We start from the raw sequence: 14,694 nt of genomic DNA on the forward strand, positions 1-14,694 counted from the left end.
TACTATAATAGAAGAGGAGAATTTTCATGCTATCTTCATTGTAAAGTATGAAAATAACAACGATTCAAGTTCTTCTAATAAGAACGGAATAAAGGAGCTATAAATTTTGAAAACGATAGTGTTTACAGGCGGAGGATCTGCTGGACATGTAACCCCGAACTTAGCACTCATTCCTACATTACAAGAACGAGGCTGGAACATACAGTACATTGGTTCAAAACAAGGGATTGAGAAGGAAATTATAGAAGGAGCGGGTGTTCCATATACGAGCATTGCTAGTGGAAAACTACGTCGCTATTTTGATTGGAAAAACTTTAAAGATCCGCTTCATGTATTAAAGGGAGTTATGGAGGCGTATTTTCTTATTCGTAAAATAAAGCCAGAAGTAATATTTTCAAAAGGCGGCTTTGTTTCTGTTCCAGTTGTTATCGCTGGTTGGATGAACAAAGTACCTGTCTTTCTACATGAATCTGATATTACCCCAGGATTGGCTAATAAAATTGCCATCCGATTTGCTTCGAAGATATTTGTAACCTTTGAAGAAGCATTGCAGCATCTACCTGCAGGAAAAGCAATGTATACGGGATCACCTATTCGTGAAGAGATTTTACAAGGAGACCGCTATAAAGGTTTACAATATCTGTCGTTTTCTAGTGATAAACCGGTTATTATCATAATGGGAGGAAGCTTAGGGGCAAAACGTATAAATGAGACTGTTCGTAGCCTTCTTCCTCAATTACTGGAAAGTTTTCAGATTGTACACCTTTGTGGCAAAGGAAATGTAGATGACTCTCTTACAAACAAAAGAGGTTACAAACAATTTGAATATGTTAGTAAGGAATTACCAGATGTATTAGCAGCAACCGATTTAGTTATTTCACGTGCAGGATCGAATGCAATATTTGAATTTTTAGCATTGAAGAAGCCGATGATTCTTATCCCTCTTTCAAAGGCTGCCAGTCGCGGAGATCAAATTTTAAATGCAGAGTCGTTTGAGAAAAAAGGATATTGTCATATCGTATATGAAGAAAAACTAACGGAAAAAGAATTACTTAAAGCGGTAAATGAAGTATATGGTTATCGTCTTCGCTATAAAGAAAAAATGAAAGATTTTTCAGTACAGGGATGCATAGATCAGATAGTGGAACAAATCGAATCTGTAAAAAAATAACAATTTAGAATACAAAAGAAAAGATGTGCATGCATATCTTTTCTTTTGTATGCCAAAATGGTTACAGATGTTTTAGGATGAGGAGAAAATCTCGAAAAATAGTCGTACGATTCCTATTATTTGTGGTAAGATAACGTTGATAATATGAACGAGTATAGTGGCTATGCTAGGAGTACAGGAAACGAGGAGGACATATATGGGACTTAGTCTCTATGAAATTATTGTTGTTGTTTTTTGTTTGTTACTAGCTCTAGCGGGTTTTGTGTATTCTATGATTAAAAAATATATATACGAAAGAAAGCTGAAGCAAACGGAGATTGTAGCAGAATTAGATATATTATCAGAAAAGTTATTAGAAAAGCAAGAACAAAAGAAAAAACTACTATAATTTTTTCTATGTTATCATTGCATTCCCAATGTTTAATCTACTAATGTGTATCTTCGACATACATCCACATATCAAATGTAAAGTTTATATTTGATCCGTGCATTATCCTTCCCTTACAAAAGGGCAAGGAACCCTTCTTTATGCGTAAATATTCATTTTAATCTATTTAATGTTTAGAATAATATAGGAAGACAGAGAAAATCGCTTTCTCATTAAACATAGACATATAATAAAAGGAGAATAGTGAATGAAGGAAAATCAAGTATTTTTAGAAGTTATACAACAAAGTGAGTCTAAACGAAATGCTTCTTTCAATCAGCTTCTATCTACTGCAAGGGAGGATGTGGAAGAGCTTGCAGATGAAGCTAGTTATGAAGCGATGATTGCGGGAGAGTATGATGATGAACTAGAAAATCTACTCGGTGAATCATTATTTCATGATTTACAAAATCGGCTGCTAGAAGAAACTAACAAAAGAGAAGCGTTGATTCAATTTATTGATGGGCTAGGCTTTCACATATTAGATTGGATTGTTGTGTTAGAAACTGAATGTGGTGTTCGTGCGGATGCCTTTACTACAGAAACAATTAAGGCTTTAGAGAAACACTTTCCTTACTTCCCTTATGTAAATGAAACTACAACAATTTTTGAAAAAACGGTACAGGAAGTTAATGAATTGCTAAAACATATAGCGGGTGAAAGTATTACATTTTTGAATGCGTAAAGAGGCGCATTCTTTTTTTTTGATAGGGACTATTTTTCTTTCTTCAACATATATATACAGAATGAAGACTGAAAAAGAGGTGAAACCATTGAATTTTGACATTATCGGACAAAAAGCATACATCAGTTATGGACCCTATCAAAATCAGCTTGGTGTAGTGCAAGAAGGAAATGGACCTTCGTATACATTAGAAATTGGAAATCAAGTAAGTGTTAGTGTGGAATTAAAAGATCTCATACTTGTTGATGTAGATTATCGTAAATTTCATGAGTGGTGTGAACAAAACGGAATATAAAAATGGGCGTTAATAATCTATGGAGAAAAGGGACAGGTTGTTTTTCCCTACACCTTATATTGTTGGAAAAACCGAAAAATCCTCAGCAGAGATAATGGGCCGTTAGTATGAAAAGGACCTGAAAGCTTCTGCTGAGGGGTTGCTTCAAGTTAGCATACATCGGGTAAAGAACTTTATACGGGAATGTTAATTAATAAAATACGGTTAAGTAAAAACGTTTTATTAGTGAGGAATGCCTGGAACGAGTAAAAACGTTGTATAGTATGTAAACCCAATAAAAAAGATAGTTAGATAAGTACCAAAAATATAAAGATAGATACGTTCTGATAAGTTTAAATAGCTAAGAAGAATAAAAAATCCTGTCTGTACGAAAAAGAGTAAGGCGGCAGTCTTCATATCTCCTAAAAAGAACATGACAGAAAATATTCCTGTCCAGAAGCCTAGAACGCGAAACATGCGATTCATATCATCCCCCCATATAAGAACATATATCATCAATTTAAATTATATTCCATTTTTCACATAATTGTAAATGTTTAAAATAATTGTATGAAAAAGAAGGACAAAAAAGATAGAAAACTCTTTTTTTGTCCTTTGCCTGAGTTATTGATGTACTTGAAGCTTATACTCACAAGCTTTACAACCTCGTAATATGTCTTCTTTACGATCTAGTTCAAATTCTGAAAATAATGTTTCAAATATTCCATTCATCATCTCACCGTGCATATTACAAACATCATCGTAATGTTCAGGTGATATTTCCTTAAATGGGCAGTTGTAAACTTGATAGTAAACCTTATTCTCACTTTCATTTATTTCAAATTCAGGAGTTAAACCAGCTGTGGTAAAAGCATCCTTTGCAATATTTATTTTATCAGCAAGAGAAAGCTTGTCTTCCGTAATTTCAAGACGATGAAGATAACGGCTCATGAGTTCTTTTCCAAATTTCTTTCCTGTTTCAAATAAGGCTTGTTTTCCAGCTTCTCCTAGCTGCAATAAGGATTCTAGTGCAACCTGTGAAAGTAATTGGTAATCGCGAAATGGAAATTGAAGTTGAATAACTTCATTCGACAAACGATAAAGGCGACTTGGACGGCCTCCTTTTCCTGTTTTCTTTGTATCGGATAATAGCATGGATACATCCTCTAGCTTTGTTAAATGAAGTCTTGCGACATTGGGATGAATATTAAAGTTGTCGGCAATTTCTTGAACGGTTACATCGTCATGCTTTTTGGATATATATTGATAAATGTAGAATCTTGTAGGATCAGACAATACACTAGTTACTTTTAATGCTTGCTCCATTATAATCTCCACCTTTTAAACTTTATCAAGAATACAAATATTATAATATAGAAAATGTTTATAATAAGGGTTTTAGACGATGATTCATGAATTGTTCATATTTGCACATACTTTACTATTTTATCTAAAACAAAATAATACATTCTTTAATGAGAGAAGCAATATTAGGAAATTTTCTTTTATTTTGAATTGTGGTATATAGAGAAGGAGGAGGCGATAAGCGATGAATAGCGTCAAGCGGTTTGCAGATGAAATTATTAAAGAAGCCTATGAGTTGAAAGCATCTGATATCCATATCGTACCGCGTCAACATGATGCAGTTATCGAGCTACGGATGGATCGAGACCTAGCAACAAGGCATGTCATTGCAAAGGCATTTTCCGAACGACTTGTTTCTCACTTTAAGTTTCTGGGATCGATGGACATCGGGGAAAAACGTAAGCCGCAAAATGGGGCATTAGAAATTCAATTTGGGGATGCTTTTATAGGATTACGATTATCTACACTCCCTACTTTAAATGATGAGAGTTTAGTTATTCGTATTCATCCTCAGGTAAATGTGCCTCCCTTATCACAGCTTTCGATGTTTCCAAATTCGGCTAAAACGTTAGTTTCGTTTTTAAAACATTCGCATGGGTTGCTTATATTTACGGGTCCAACAGGGTCGGGGAAAACAACAACGATGTATTCTTTACTCCAAACAGCGCAGCGGGAACTAAAAAGAAGAATTGTAACGCTTGAAGATCCGGTCGAAAAAAGAAGTGATGGGATGCTACAAATTCAAATTAATGAAAGGGCAGGCGTCACGTATGCTGCTGGCTTAAAGGCTATCCTTCGTCATGATCCCGATATCATTTTGGTTGGTGAAATTCGGGATGAAGAAACAGCTAAAGTTGCTGTACGTGCGAGTTTAACAGGTCATCTAGTGATGACAACTCTTCATACGAATGATGCAAAGGGAGCCATACTACGATTGCTTGACTTTCATATTACGCAAGCTGAAGTCGAACAATCATTACTGGCAGTAGCTGCACAACGGTTAGTTGAAATGAAATGTCCTTTTTGCAAAGGAAACTGTTCTTCACTATGTAAGAAAATGCGAAAAGTGCGGCGATTAAGTGTGTATGAGCTATTGTATGGGCAAGACTTAAAAAAGGTTCTACAGGAGGCTCGGGGAGAGAAAGCAGACTATCATTATCTAACACTTTCGAAGATGATGAGCAGAGGATATGCTCTGGGGTTTATTAATAAGGATTCTCTTTCACAATGAAATGGAGGCTGAAAGAGCAAGCTGGGCTACTGAAACAACTAGCCAATCTGTTAGAAAAAGGGTATTCGCTTATGCACTCCTTTGAGTTTTCCATACTTATGCTAAAGGAACCGAAAAAGTCTCAATTACAAGAAGGAATTGAAGAATTGAAAAAGGGGAGCAGTCTTCATGCTGTCTTTTCCAATCTTTCTTTTCACTCAGATATCCTCGGTTATCTGTATTTCGCAGAACAACACGGAGATATCGTCCATGCACTTCGCCGAAGCTGTACGATGATGGAACGTAAAGTCATTCATGCAAGCAAACTGCAAAAGGCGCTCCACTATCCTGCCTTTCTCTTACTATTACTTACAGGAATGGTATTACTCTTCAATTCAGTTTTGATACCTCAGTTTTCAAGTCTGTATCAATCAATACGATCTCCGTCTCCTCTTTCTGAAGGTGTCCTAACGATTTTAAAGTTTCTTCCCAGTTTATTCTTAGTCTTCTTTGTGATTGTATTTATAGCTGTACTAGCGTATTACATTGCAGTAAAAAGCCTTCACCCTTTCGTAAGAATGAAGTTGATGATGGGAATTCCTATCGTTCGTAGTTTTATTATCTCCTATAATTCTCACTATTTTTCCGAACAAGTAAGTAGCTTATTACAGGGAGGTTTGTCAGTAAAGGAAGTATTTCAATTTATTGAAATGCAACCTCATCATTCCTTCTTTCGATGGGAAGCACAGGAAATAAGGAAGCTTCTTGAAACGGGAGAAAAACTCGATGATGTTCTTCGTAATAAACAGTATTACGAAAAAGAACTTCCCTACGTCGTAACTCATGGACAAGCAAGTGGAAATTTAGGAAAGGAGCTTGCCGATTATAGTGAGGTGGCGGTAGAAAAGGTTGAGCAATTAGTTAATCGCTGTCTTAGTATTGTACAACCCATTTTATTTTCCATTATTGGCATTGTGATTGTGATGATGTATTTGGCGATGTTACTGCCCATGTTTACGATGTTAAATTCTATGTAGGGGGTAAAGGTATGAATGAAAAGGGATTTACTCTGTTAGAAATGTTACTCGTTCTCGTTATTATTTCGGTGTTGCTCTTGTTAATTATTCCGAATGTTGTAAAGCAAAGAGAAACGGTAAATAAAAAAGGTTGCGAAGCGATTGTTCGATCAACAGAATCTCAAGTGCAGGCCTATCAGCTTGATAACGGTACATTGCCGTCCATTCAGGACCTGTCTTCAGGAAAATATATTTCTACAACAACATGTCCAGATGGGCGAGTTCTTACCGTGCAATTAGATGGATCGGTTATTGCAGGAAATGGTACAAATTAAGCAAAGGAAAGAAGCGGGATTTACCCTTTTGGAATCAATTTTTGTTTTGTCGGTTGTTTCTCTCATTGCTTTAGTCGCAGTTGGTATCTTTCCAAAGTTTGAGGAGAAGAAAGGAGAGAAGTTTCTAGAGCAATTTCGCCGTGATGTTGTTTTTATGCAACAATCTGCAATGAGTCATAGTACTCGTCATAAACTACACTTTCTACCAACAAATCACCAATATGTGATTACAAATGAAATGGAAACGATACTCGTTCGGAATTATGATCACCAACTATCGGTAGAACTGGATACGTTATCAAGTCCTCTTATATACGGAGCAGATGGAAACATAAATAAAGGTGGAACGATGTATGTATCATTTAAATCCAAAAAATATAAAGTCGTTTTTCAACTGGGGGAAGGTAGATTTTCGTATTACCTTACATGAAAAAGGGGCTATTTTAGTGGAGATGCTTGCATCATTAAGTATTCTACTCGTAATATGTACACTCATTGTTCCGCAAACCATGTTGCTTCTTAAAGAGGCAAGGCATACAAAGATGCGCCATATTGCAAATGAAATTATAAGGGAAGAGCTTGTGTTGATGCATAACGAAACAAGTCAGGATTTCTCAATTGAAAAGGAGGGTGTAATGTACTTCATTCAAATTGAAAACAGCTACGAAGATAGCGATAAACGTATTTGCGTTAACTGGTTTGATGCAAATCAACAAAACCAAAGTAGGTGTGAACGTGTTCGCAATAGTTAAACGAGAGCATGGATTTACATTTTTCGAAATGTTACTTTGTCTATCGTTACTGCTGCTGTTAGCCATGCTTGCTCCGCATATATTACCCAAGCATCTTATAGCTACAGAAAAGAAATTTCTTGATTTTGAATGGGCATTATGTTTGGAGCAAATGCAAATGGAATTTCGAGAAGCAACTGTAGTGAAAACATTGCCTAACAAGTTGATTCTTCAGAAAGACGATGGGCAAGTTATAACGTTTGAAAGAAGTGGAAATCAAATCATTCGGCGCGTTGATGAAAAGGGGTATGAAATTATATTACAGCACATTACAAGCGTTACATTCGAGTTACAGTCCATATCACTCCGTGTTCGTGTTAATGACATAGATATGCAAACGCATAGTGGGATGATTACACGGTTTTTCCCTTTTCAGGTATAAGAATGAGATATACAAAAGGATTTACAATGCCATTTACTCTTGCTTTTTCTTTGTTTTTGATATCGGTGCTGATTCATACAGCTAATTTGTTTTTGTTAGAGAAAAAATTTTATTTTGAAGCTGAACAAATGCTCCGTTTGGATGTCTTAATGCATAACGGAATACAGGATTTGAAGAACAGTAACAACGATTTGCAGCGAAGTACATTCCATTACGAACAAGGGGAGGTAAGCATAGATACTATAGGTTCTCCTCTTACATTCGTATCGATTACATGTAAAACATGGGAAAAAAGAACATATAAAGCGAAATTTCAGTATAATAAAGATACAAAAGAAATAACGAAATGGCATGAAGAGAGGTAAAACGATGAAGGCTTTATACATCACTGGCTTTATGGGATCTGGAAAAACAACAATTGGAAAAGAACTTGCTATGCGATGGAATGTTCCAGTTATGGATACGGATGAAGAAATTGAAAGAAAAGCAGGGAAACCAATTTCAGCTATTTTTCACGACGAAGGAGAGGATACATTTCGTTCTTACGAGTCGGACATGCTACAGTCATTACCATGTGAAAATGTCATTATAACAACAGGTGGTGGAATTGTAATAAGGGAGAAAAATCGAGAGTGGATGAAGGAGCATGGAATTATTTTGTATTTATATTGTGATCTTTCTAGCATTGTAGAAAGATTAGAAGGAGATACATCTAGACCATTGTTTAAAAATTCCGAAGTATTCAGCGAGCTTTTTGAGACTCGGCAGAAATGGTATGAGGAGGCAACATATACCATAGATACAACGAATAAGGAAATAAATTTTATTATAGAAGAGATTGAAGCTTGCTTAAAAAACCACTAAGTAGTCCATACTATAAATAATCATTCTCTCAGTTGTTTACAAATTATTGGAGAATAAAAATATTTATGGTGGTGAGCAGGATGTCTACAAATGACTATGTAAAATATGTGACGCAACAGGTGGTCACATACATGGATAGTCCAAAGCAAGATCGACTTCAAAAAAAGATGCAACGCCGTAATGAAAAAGAGCCATTTCTACAAAAATGGTTTGGTGTGGTTCCTGTAAGTATTAAGTTGATTTATGAAAAAACATTACATCATGAAAAAGATGCAAAATAAATTAACAGTCCTTTATGTAACGTAGCCGACCGTAAAATCGTACTTCTACAAGAAGTCATTCTACGGTCGGTTTTCATTTTTATTAAAATCGAAGCGTAAGAATAGAAAATAGTAGCATTTTTTATTATAATAATGGCAGGGTACAAAAATTATATGTTCTAAAAAAAGTGTAGTATCATATATGTTTAAAAAAGTCAGTAGTAAATATAGTTTGTTCACAAAAATGCCTTAAATCAATACAGGTACCGTACTTATATTGTTCTATAATGGCACTACAAGGAAAATAATTCATATAATATTGTGAAATAAATAACATGGTGGATATGAAATGAAAACGCTACCATAGAGGGAGGAGACAATGGAAAAGTTCTTTTTTAATCACAATTCAGCAGATGTAGAGAATGCAAAGTTAATTGAATATGCTGAAGTGATATACGGAAAAGGTGGGCGTTCAATATTAGAAAACTTAATGGCGAAGGCTTCTATTCGACTCCGTGACCGCTATCCATACAAATCAGATGAGCAAATTTCTTATCTTGTGAATAAAGGATTATATGAAATGTTCAGCAAATATGTAGGTGAGAAAGGAGAGAACTCATAAGGAAATTGCCTCTTGTGAGTCAGCTCTTTTTTTTTTGCAATCATTTGTCTACTTTTATGAATTCTGACAAAATAATTGTAATGGACGATGGTCAAATAAAGGGGTAGGAACGCACGAACAATTCCTTCATTCCCGCTCTTTTCGACATTACACCACAAAACGGTTGACAATTCCAACTATTCCTACTATTATTATATTAATTAAATAAAGCTTTACTTATCAAGAGTGACTGAGGGATCAGGCCCTGTGACGTCCAGCAACCTCCAAATTTGGGAAAGGTGCTACTTCCTGCAGAATAGTACTATTCTGAAAGATAAGTCGTAACAGTAGGTCTCTTTCAGATGAAAGAGGCTTTTTATGTTGTATTGAAAGACTATGCGGGGAAATAAGTAGGGAAATGAAAGGGGATTATGTTATGAAGAAATTAGCAGTATTGGTAGTGTTATTGATATCAATTGGTGTTTTAGCAGCGTGTGGGGGACAAGCGCAAACGTCATCCACAAAGAAAGAACTTAAAATAGGTGCAACAGCAGGACCGTATTCAGATATGATAACAAAAGCAATTAAACCTCAGTTAGAGAAGCAGGGCTATAAGGTGACAGTGGTAGAATTTAATGACTATATTCAACCAAACAAGTCGTTAGCAGAGGGAAGTATTGATGCAAATTTATTTCAAAATAAGTTGTATATGGAAACATTCGCTAAACAAAATAATATGCAGCTTTCTGAAGTGATAGCAGTACCAACAGCCCCAATGGGGATATACTCCAAAAAATATAAATCATTGAATGATGTAAAGGAAGGCAGTTCCATTGCGATTCCGAATGATCCAGTAAACGCAGCTCGTGCACTATTAATTTTACAGGATGCAGGTCTTATAAAAACTGATGCAAACGTAAATCCATTAACTGTATCTGAAAAAGATGTGAAAGAGAATACGAAAAAACTTGTATTTAAGCCGATTGAAGCAGCGCAACTGCCTCGTGCCATTGATAGTATCGATCTTTCTGCCGTACCAGGTAACTTTGCACTTGCTGCAAAGCTTAATTTATTGGATGCTATACAGATAGAAAAATTACGACCAGAGCATATCAACCGAGTTGTTGTCAATACGAAGGATGTAGACAGTCAATTTTCTAAGGATATAAAAGCTGCCGTGGAATCGAAAGAGTTTGAAACGATTATTGATAGCGACTTTAAAGGGTTTGGTAAACCAGCATGGATGTTGAATCGAAAGTAACAATCCGACACGAATCTACAAAAAATGATTGACAATTTTTAAGATTCATACTATTATTCAAGTTAGTTGAAAAATCGAATAACTTATTTACTTATCAAGAGTGACTGAGGGATCAGGCCCTATGACGTCCAGCAACCACCGAATTCGGGAAAGGTGCTACTTCCTGCAGAATACTTTTATTCTGAAAGATAAGTCGTAACAGTAGTCACGGTGCCTCTTTCAAATGAAAGAGGCTTTTTATGTTGCAAAGGAGAGAGAGCGTATGATTGAAATTCAGCATGTAACGAAAGAATATGGTACAAAACATGGAAGGGTTAAAGCAGTCGACGATGTATCATTAACCATTCAAAAGGGAGAAATTTTTGGGATTGTTGGATACAGCGGTGCAGGAAAGAGTTCTTTACTTCGGTGTATGAATCTGCTTGAATCTCCTACCTCTGGCAGTGTAAAAATAGAAGGAATAGAACTGACAAAGCTTACAGGTCAGGAGTTACGGAAGGCTAGACTAAAGATTGGTATGATTTTTCAGCATTTCTATTTAATTAGCTCGAAAACCGTACATGAAAATATTGCCTTTGCACTGAAAGCAGCTGGTAAAACAAAAACCGAAATTGATAAGAGAACAGATGAACTATTAGAAATGGTAGGATTACATGATAAACGTGATGTATATCCTGCACAGCTCAGTGGCGGTCAAAAACAACGTGTTGGTATTGCTCGTGCATTAGCTAATAATCCATCTGTGTTACTTTGTGATGAGGCTACTTCTGCACTTGATCCGAAAACTACGAAATCAATCTTGAAACTATTGCAATCTATTAATAAAAAGCTTGGTCTTACTATTGTATTAATTACGCATGAAATGGAAGTTGTAAAGGAAATATGTCACCGAATAGCTGTTATGCAAGAGGGTCACATTGTAGAGGAAGGAAACGTATATGACATATTTGCTGATCCGAAAGAGCCTATAACGGTGCAATTTATTGAGAGTGTTTTACAATTTGAAATTCCAGAACGTATTATCGAAAAACGGACCGGAACGATTATTCAAATTCAGTTTAAAGGAAGCATTGCAGAAGAAGCGATTATCTCCGATGTATTACAGACTTTTCACGTTAAAGGAAATCTTCTACATGGAAAAATTGAATACATACAGGAAACACCGCTGGGGATTTTTGTAATGGAATTGATTGGTGAGAAGGATGAAGTACAGCGGGCGATTGACTATATAGCATTGAAAACTCAACACGTCGAGGTGATCCATCATGTTATCTAACATTATTCAAATTCTTCCTGACTTAAATAAAGCATTTTTTGAAACGTTATACATGGTAGCACTTTCTCTTGTTATTTCGATTTTGATTGGCTTACCTCTCGGAATTATTTTATTTGTAACTGATAAAGGACTTTTTTTAGAGAATAAAGTATTGAAAACAATAGTTGGATTCTTCGTAAATATTATACGTTCGGTTCCGTTTATTATTTTACTTGTAGCGCTCTTGCCGTTAACGAAGTTGCTTACGGGTACAACAATAGGTCCGACTGCTGCAACTGTATCATTGTCGGTTGCTGCAATACCATTCTTTGCACGTATTGTTGAAACGTCCTTTCGAGAAATCGATAAAGGCGTCATTGAAGCAGGCATAGCAATTGGAGCTACGCCGTGGATGATTATTAAAGATGTACTCTTATCTGAAGCTCGTTCTGGAATTGTACAGGGCATTACAATTACAACAATTAGTCTCGTTGCGTATTCAGCAATGGCAGGTATTGTTGGTGGCGGAGGAGTGGGGGATTTAGCAATCCGCTTTGGGTATTATCGATATGATAATACCGTTATGTTTACTACGGTTATTGTGTTAATTTGTCTTGTGCAAATCCTTCAATTTGTAGGAGATCGCATTGCAAGACAATTAAATAAAAAATAAATCAAATTTTCATCAATGAGGAGGACTTCAAGCATGAAGAAAGTAGCATTACTTATTGTATTTGTATTATCACTCGGTTTGTTAGCAGCTTGTACAGGACAAAATCAATCTCAAACAACAACGGAAAAAAAGGAAATTAAAATTGGTGCCACAACAGGTCCATACAGTGATATGGTTACGAAAGCAATTAAACCACAATTAGAGAAGTTAGGTTATAAGGTTACTGTCGTAGAATTTAGTGACTATATCCAACCAAACAAAGCGTTAGCGGAAGGAAGTATTGATGCGAACTTATTCCAACATAAAGTGTATATGGAGAACTTTGCAAAGCAAAATAATATGCAGCTTTCTGAAGTAGTTGTTGTCCCAACAGCTCCAATGGGAATTTTCTCAAATAAATATAAATCATTAAACGATGTTAAAGAAGGAAGCTCTATTGCAATTCCAAATGATCCTACAAACGCAGCACGCGCATTTGTTATTTTACAAGATGCAGGTCTTATTAAACTTGATGCGAATGTAAATCCGTTAACTGTATCTGAAAAAGACGTGAAAGAGAATACAAAGAAACTTGTCTTTAAGCCAATTGAAGCAGCGCAATTGCCACGTGCAGTGGAAAGTGTAGATTTATCTGCAGTGCCTGGTAACTTTGCATTAGCTGCCAAAATGAATTTACTTGATGCTCTTCAACTTGAAAAAATGCCTGATCAATATCGGAACCGCGTGGTTGTAAATACAAAAGATTTAGACAAGCAATTTGCGAAAGATTTGAAAACGGCTGTAGAGTCAAAGGAATTCGAAGCTGAAATCGATAAAGATTTTAAAGGATTTGGCAAACCGGAATGGATGACTAACCGAAAATAATATTTGGGGAAGGTGACGTAATGGGGAGATTAAATCTCATATGACGTCACTTCTTTTTACCTTTAGGAGGGGAATCAATTGAAAGAACAATTAGAAGTACGAGGAGCACCTCAATTGTATGTGTGTGATGTAAATGTTTTGGATTCGTTAGAAGGAAGATTGTTAAATAGCGGAATTACAAGCTGTTTAATTGTTCGCGGGAATGCCTCGTGGAAGGCAATTACCCCTTATTTTCCATCTTTTTCACATGTGCTTTGTCAATTTGAGGTGTATGGAGGAGAGTGTACATTAGAGGAAGTGAATCGACTTTCTCGTAAGGTTCGAAAGGGTGCGTTTCAAGCAGTAATAGGAGTTGGCGGTGGGAAAATTCTAGATTTGGTAAAAGCAATTGGAAATGAAACGCATACGTCAACCGTTCTGATTCCAACACTTGCTTCGACATGTGCTGCATGGACACCGTTAAGTGTAATTTATGATGAAACAGGTGTGTTTACTCACTATACCGTTTTTCCTTCAAGTACAAACCTTGTTTTATTAGAGCCGCGTGTGATTCTTGCATCACCAATTCGCCTATTAAAGGCGGGCATTGCAGATACATTAGCGAAATGGTACGAAGCCAATGTATTAATCGAGAAGCTTTCTGATCCATCTATTTCGATACTACTAGCCCATCATGCAGCGAAGTTATGCCGAGATGTTTTGTTAACGCTTGGTCAAGAAGCGATTACAAGTATGGAAGCTAAAACGGTAACACCTGCATTTATTAAAGTCATTGAAACAATTATTGCCGTTGGTGGGATGGTTGGTGGCTATGGTGACCGTTTTGGAAGAATAGCCGGGGCACATGCGATTCATAATGGACTGACAAAGGTGAATGAAACCCACTCCTTCTTACATGGGGAAAAAGTAGCTTACGGTATTTTAGCACAACTAGCAATTGAGAAAAAGTGGGATGAGATTGTGTTCCTGCTACCTTACTACAAACAATTCGGTTTTCCATCCTCTCTTGCGGATTTTGGAATATCAATTGAAGATAAGAAGGTAATTGATACGATTGCGAAAACTGCAGTGCTTCCTCACGAGTCCATTCATCTTATGGGTACGATTACGAGTGAAACAGTTAGTGCCGCCATGCAGGAGCTAGAAAAACTTGTTGCGCAGCAAACAAAAGAAGGTATTCATGCAAAATAAGGTAGTTAAGAATGTGCATAGGTGATCGTGATACGAGGGTATAACGATTACCCATGCACATTTTTTATG

21 protein-coding genes and 2 riboswitches are annotated in these 14,694 nt (G+C 36.2%); of the genes, 19 read left to right on the forward strand and 2 right to left on the reverse strand.

What is annotated here, in order from left to right; genetic code table 11:
* The first annotated feature begins 106 nt into the window (after positions 1 to 106).
* The 4 genes from ACAN53_RS02075 (at position 107) to ACAN53_RS02090 (ending at position 2,578) form a co-directional block, all read left to right on the forward strand.
* Entirely contained in the window at positions 107 to 1,171 is a 1,065-nt protein-coding gene (locus tag ACAN53_RS02075) for an undecaprenyldiphospho-muramoylpentapeptide beta-N-acetylglucosaminyltransferase (protein ID WP_379966295.1), read from the forward strand.
* Between the two features lie 196 nt (positions 1,172 to 1,367).
* Positions 1,368 to 1,559 (forward strand): hypothetical protein, encoded by a 192-nt coding sequence (locus ACAN53_RS02080; protein WP_379966298.1) that lies wholly within the window; start codon positions 1,368 to 1,370, stop codon positions 1,557 to 1,559.
* A gap of 247 nt (positions 1,560 to 1,806) precedes the next feature.
* Complete coding sequence (locus ACAN53_RS02085; RefSeq protein WP_379966301.1) at positions 1,807 to 2,283, forward strand: hypothetical protein; 477 nt, start codon at positions 1,807 to 1,809, stop codon at positions 2,281 to 2,283.
* An 88-nt stretch (positions 2,284 to 2,371) separates the two neighbouring features.
* Complete coding sequence (locus ACAN53_RS02090) at positions 2,372 to 2,578, forward strand: DUF3912 family protein (RefSeq protein WP_379966304.1); 207 nt, start codon at positions 2,372 to 2,374, stop codon at positions 2,576 to 2,578.
* A gap of 222 nt (positions 2,579 to 2,800) precedes the next feature.
* On the opposite strand, the gene ACAN53_RS02095 is transcribed toward ACAN53_RS02090, so the two are convergent.
* Complete coding sequence (locus ACAN53_RS02095) at positions 2,801 to 3,043, reverse strand: DUF2626 domain-containing protein (RefSeq protein ID WP_379966307.1); 243 nt, start codon at positions 3,041 to 3,043, stop codon at positions 2,801 to 2,803.
* 138 nt (positions 3,044 to 3,181) lie between these two features.
* Positions 3,182 to 3,883: a helix-turn-helix transcriptional regulator gene (locus ACAN53_RS02100; RefSeq protein WP_379966310.1), complete on the reverse strand. Its 702-nt coding sequence runs from the start codon at positions 3,881 to 3,883 to the stop codon at positions 3,182 to 3,184.
* Between the two features lie 223 nt (positions 3,884 to 4,106).
* Here ACAN53_RS02100 and comGA point away from each other — a divergent pair, with 223 nt between their 5' ends.
* The 15 genes from comGA to ACAN53_RS02175 all read left to right on the forward strand — a co-directional run bounded on the left by comGA (position 4,107) and on the right by ACAN53_RS02175 (position 14,625).
* Positions 4,107 to 5,153 (forward strand): competence type IV pilus ATPase ComGA, encoded by a 1,047-nt coding sequence (gene comGA, locus ACAN53_RS02105; protein WP_379966313.1) that lies wholly within the window; start codon positions 4,107 to 4,109, stop codon positions 5,151 to 5,153.
* A complete protein-coding gene (comGB, locus tag ACAN53_RS02110) occupies positions 5,150 to 6,169 on the forward strand; it encodes a competence type IV pilus assembly protein ComGB (protein ID WP_379966316.1) in 1,020 nt (339 codons plus the stop codon). The genes comGA and comGB overlap by 4 nt, the downstream gene beginning before the upstream one ends.
* 11 nt (positions 6,170 to 6,180) lie before the next feature.
* Entirely contained in the window at positions 6,181 to 6,483 is a 303-nt protein-coding gene (gene comGC, locus ACAN53_RS02115) for a competence type IV pilus major pilin ComGC (protein WP_379966319.1), read from the forward strand.
* Positions 6,470 to 6,913, forward strand: coding sequence for a competence type IV pilus minor pilin ComGD (gene comGD / locus ACAN53_RS02120; protein WP_379970221.1), 444 nt, complete (start codon positions 6,470 to 6,472; stop codon positions 6,911 to 6,913). The genes comGC and comGD overlap by 14 nt, the downstream gene beginning before the upstream one ends.
* Positions 6,914 to 6,929: 16 nt before the next feature.
* Entirely contained in the window at positions 6,930 to 7,235 is a 306-nt protein-coding gene (locus ACAN53_RS02125; protein ID WP_379966322.1) for a hypothetical protein, read from the forward strand.
* The gene (gene comGF / locus ACAN53_RS02130) at positions 7,219 to 7,656 is read left to right on the forward strand and encodes a competence type IV pilus minor pilin ComGF (protein WP_379966325.1); all 438 of its coding nucleotides are present in this window, start codon (positions 7,219 to 7,221) and stop codon (positions 7,654 to 7,656) included. The genes ACAN53_RS02125 and comGF overlap by 17 nt, the downstream gene beginning before the upstream one ends.
* A 2-nt stretch (positions 7,657 to 7,658) precedes the next feature.
* Positions 7,659 to 8,021: a competence type IV pilus minor pilin ComGG gene (gene comGG / locus ACAN53_RS02135; RefSeq protein ID WP_379966328.1), complete on the forward strand. Its 363-nt coding sequence runs from the start codon at positions 7,659 to 7,661 to the stop codon at positions 8,019 to 8,021.
* Between the two features lie 4 nt (positions 8,022 to 8,025).
* Positions 8,026 to 8,520, forward strand: coding sequence for a shikimate kinase (locus ACAN53_RS02140; RefSeq protein WP_379966331.1), 495 nt, complete (start codon positions 8,026 to 8,028; stop codon positions 8,518 to 8,520).
* A gap of 80 nt (positions 8,521 to 8,600) precedes the next feature.
* Positions 8,601 to 8,801, forward strand: a complete 201-nt coding sequence (locus tag ACAN53_RS02145) for a YqzE family protein (protein WP_379966334.1) — start codon at positions 8,601 to 8,603, stop codon at positions 8,799 to 8,801.
* Positions 8,802 to 9,159: 358 nt separating this feature from the next.
* Positions 9,160 to 9,402, forward strand: coding sequence for a P-loop NTPase family protein (locus ACAN53_RS02150; protein ID WP_379966337.1), 243 nt, complete (start codon positions 9,160 to 9,162; stop codon positions 9,400 to 9,402).
* 213 nt (positions 9,403 to 9,615) lie between these two features.
* Positions 9,616 to 9,722: riboswitch (SAM riboswitch) on the forward strand.
* A gap of 95 nt (positions 9,723 to 9,817) precedes the next feature.
* Positions 9,818 to 10,642 carry a MetQ/NlpA family ABC transporter substrate-binding protein gene (locus tag ACAN53_RS02155; RefSeq protein ID WP_379966340.1) on the forward strand — a complete coding sequence of 275 codons (825 nt, stop codon included), beginning with the start codon at positions 9,818 to 9,820 and terminating at the stop codon, positions 10,640 to 10,642.
* A gap of 88 nt (positions 10,643 to 10,730) precedes the next feature.
* Positions 10,731 to 10,837: riboswitch (SAM riboswitch) on the forward strand.
* Between the two features lie 67 nt (positions 10,838 to 10,904).
* Positions 10,905 to 11,918 (forward strand): methionine ABC transporter ATP-binding protein, encoded by a 1,014-nt coding sequence (locus ACAN53_RS02160; protein ID WP_379966343.1) that lies wholly within the window; start codon positions 10,905 to 10,907, stop codon positions 11,916 to 11,918.
* Positions 11,908 to 12,570: a methionine ABC transporter permease gene (locus tag ACAN53_RS02165; protein WP_379966346.1), complete on the forward strand. Its 663-nt coding sequence runs from the start codon at positions 11,908 to 11,910 to the stop codon at positions 12,568 to 12,570. Before ACAN53_RS02160 ends, ACAN53_RS02165 begins: the two co-directional genes overlap by 11 nt.
* Positions 12,571 to 12,603: 33 nt before the next feature.
* Positions 12,604 to 13,434, forward strand: coding sequence for a MetQ/NlpA family ABC transporter substrate-binding protein (locus tag ACAN53_RS02170; protein ID WP_379966349.1), 831 nt, complete (start codon positions 12,604 to 12,606; stop codon positions 13,432 to 13,434).
* Between the two features lie 78 nt (positions 13,435 to 13,512).
* Positions 13,513 to 14,625, forward strand: a complete 1,113-nt coding sequence (locus ACAN53_RS02175) for an iron-containing alcohol dehydrogenase family protein (RefSeq protein ID WP_379966352.1) — start codon at positions 13,513 to 13,515, stop codon at positions 14,623 to 14,625.
* Positions 14,626 to 14,694: the final 69 nt, after the last annotated feature.

Origin of the sequence: Ectobacillus soli (genome assembly GCF_042610425.1) — a bacterium.
Classification (GTDB): domain Bacteria; phylum Bacillota; class Bacilli; order Bacillales; family Bacillaceae_G; genus Ectobacillus.

What these genes read in the sequence shown, in the direction of transcription:
- comGD (WP_379970221.1), top strand. Translation starts at nt 6,470, where the DNA reads ATGGTACAAATTAAGCAAAGGAAAGAAGCGGGATTTACCCTTTTGGAA.
- ACAN53_RS02095 (WP_379966307.1), bottom strand. Translation starts at nt 3,043, where the DNA reads ATGAATCGCATGTTTCGCGTTCTAGGCTTCTGGACAGGAATATTTTCT.
- ACAN53_RS02140 (WP_379966331.1), top strand. Translation starts at nt 8,026, where the DNA reads ATGAAGGCTTTATACATCACTGGCTTTATGGGATCTGGAAAAACAACA.
- ACAN53_RS02170 (WP_379966349.1), top strand. Translation starts at nt 12,604, where the DNA reads ATGAAGAAAGTAGCATTACTTATTGTATTTGTATTATCACTCGGTTTG.
- ACAN53_RS02155 (WP_379966340.1), top strand. Translation starts at nt 9,818, where the DNA reads ATGAAGAAATTAGCAGTATTGGTAGTGTTATTGATATCAATTGGTGTT.
- comGB (WP_379966316.1), top strand. Translation starts at nt 5,150, where the DNA reads ATGAAATGGAGGCTGAAAGAGCAAGCTGGGCTACTGAAACAACTAGCC.
- ACAN53_RS02080 (WP_379966298.1), top strand. Translation starts at nt 1,368, where the DNA reads ATGGGACTTAGTCTCTATGAAATTATTGTTGTTGTTTTTTGTTTGTTA.
- ACAN53_RS02165 (WP_379966346.1), top strand. Translation starts at nt 11,908, where the DNA reads ATGTTATCTAACATTATTCAAATTCTTCCTGACTTAAATAAAGCATTT.
- ACAN53_RS02085 (WP_379966301.1), top strand. Translation starts at nt 1,807, where the DNA reads ATGAAGGAAAATCAAGTATTTTTAGAAGTTATACAACAAAGTGAGTCT.
- comGA (WP_379966313.1), top strand. Translation starts at nt 4,107, where the DNA reads ATGAATAGCGTCAAGCGGTTTGCAGATGAAATTATTAAAGAAGCCTAT.
- comGC (WP_379966319.1), top strand. Translation starts at nt 6,181, where the DNA reads ATGAATGAAAAGGGATTTACTCTGTTAGAAATGTTACTCGTTCTCGTT.
- ACAN53_RS02145 (WP_379966334.1), top strand. Translation starts at nt 8,601, where the DNA reads ATGTCTACAAATGACTATGTAAAATATGTGACGCAACAGGTGGTCACA.
- ACAN53_RS02160 (WP_379966343.1), top strand. Translation starts at nt 10,905, where the DNA reads ATGATTGAAATTCAGCATGTAACGAAAGAATATGGTACAAAACATGGA.
- ACAN53_RS02150 (WP_379966337.1), top strand. Translation starts at nt 9,160, where the DNA reads ATGGAAAAGTTCTTTTTTAATCACAATTCAGCAGATGTAGAGAATGCA.
- comGG (WP_379966328.1), top strand. Translation starts at nt 7,659, where the DNA reads ATGAGATATACAAAAGGATTTACAATGCCATTTACTCTTGCTTTTTCT.
- ACAN53_RS02100 (WP_379966310.1), bottom strand. Translation starts at nt 3,883, where the DNA reads ATGGAGCAAGCATTAAAAGTAACTAGTGTATTGTCTGATCCTACAAGA.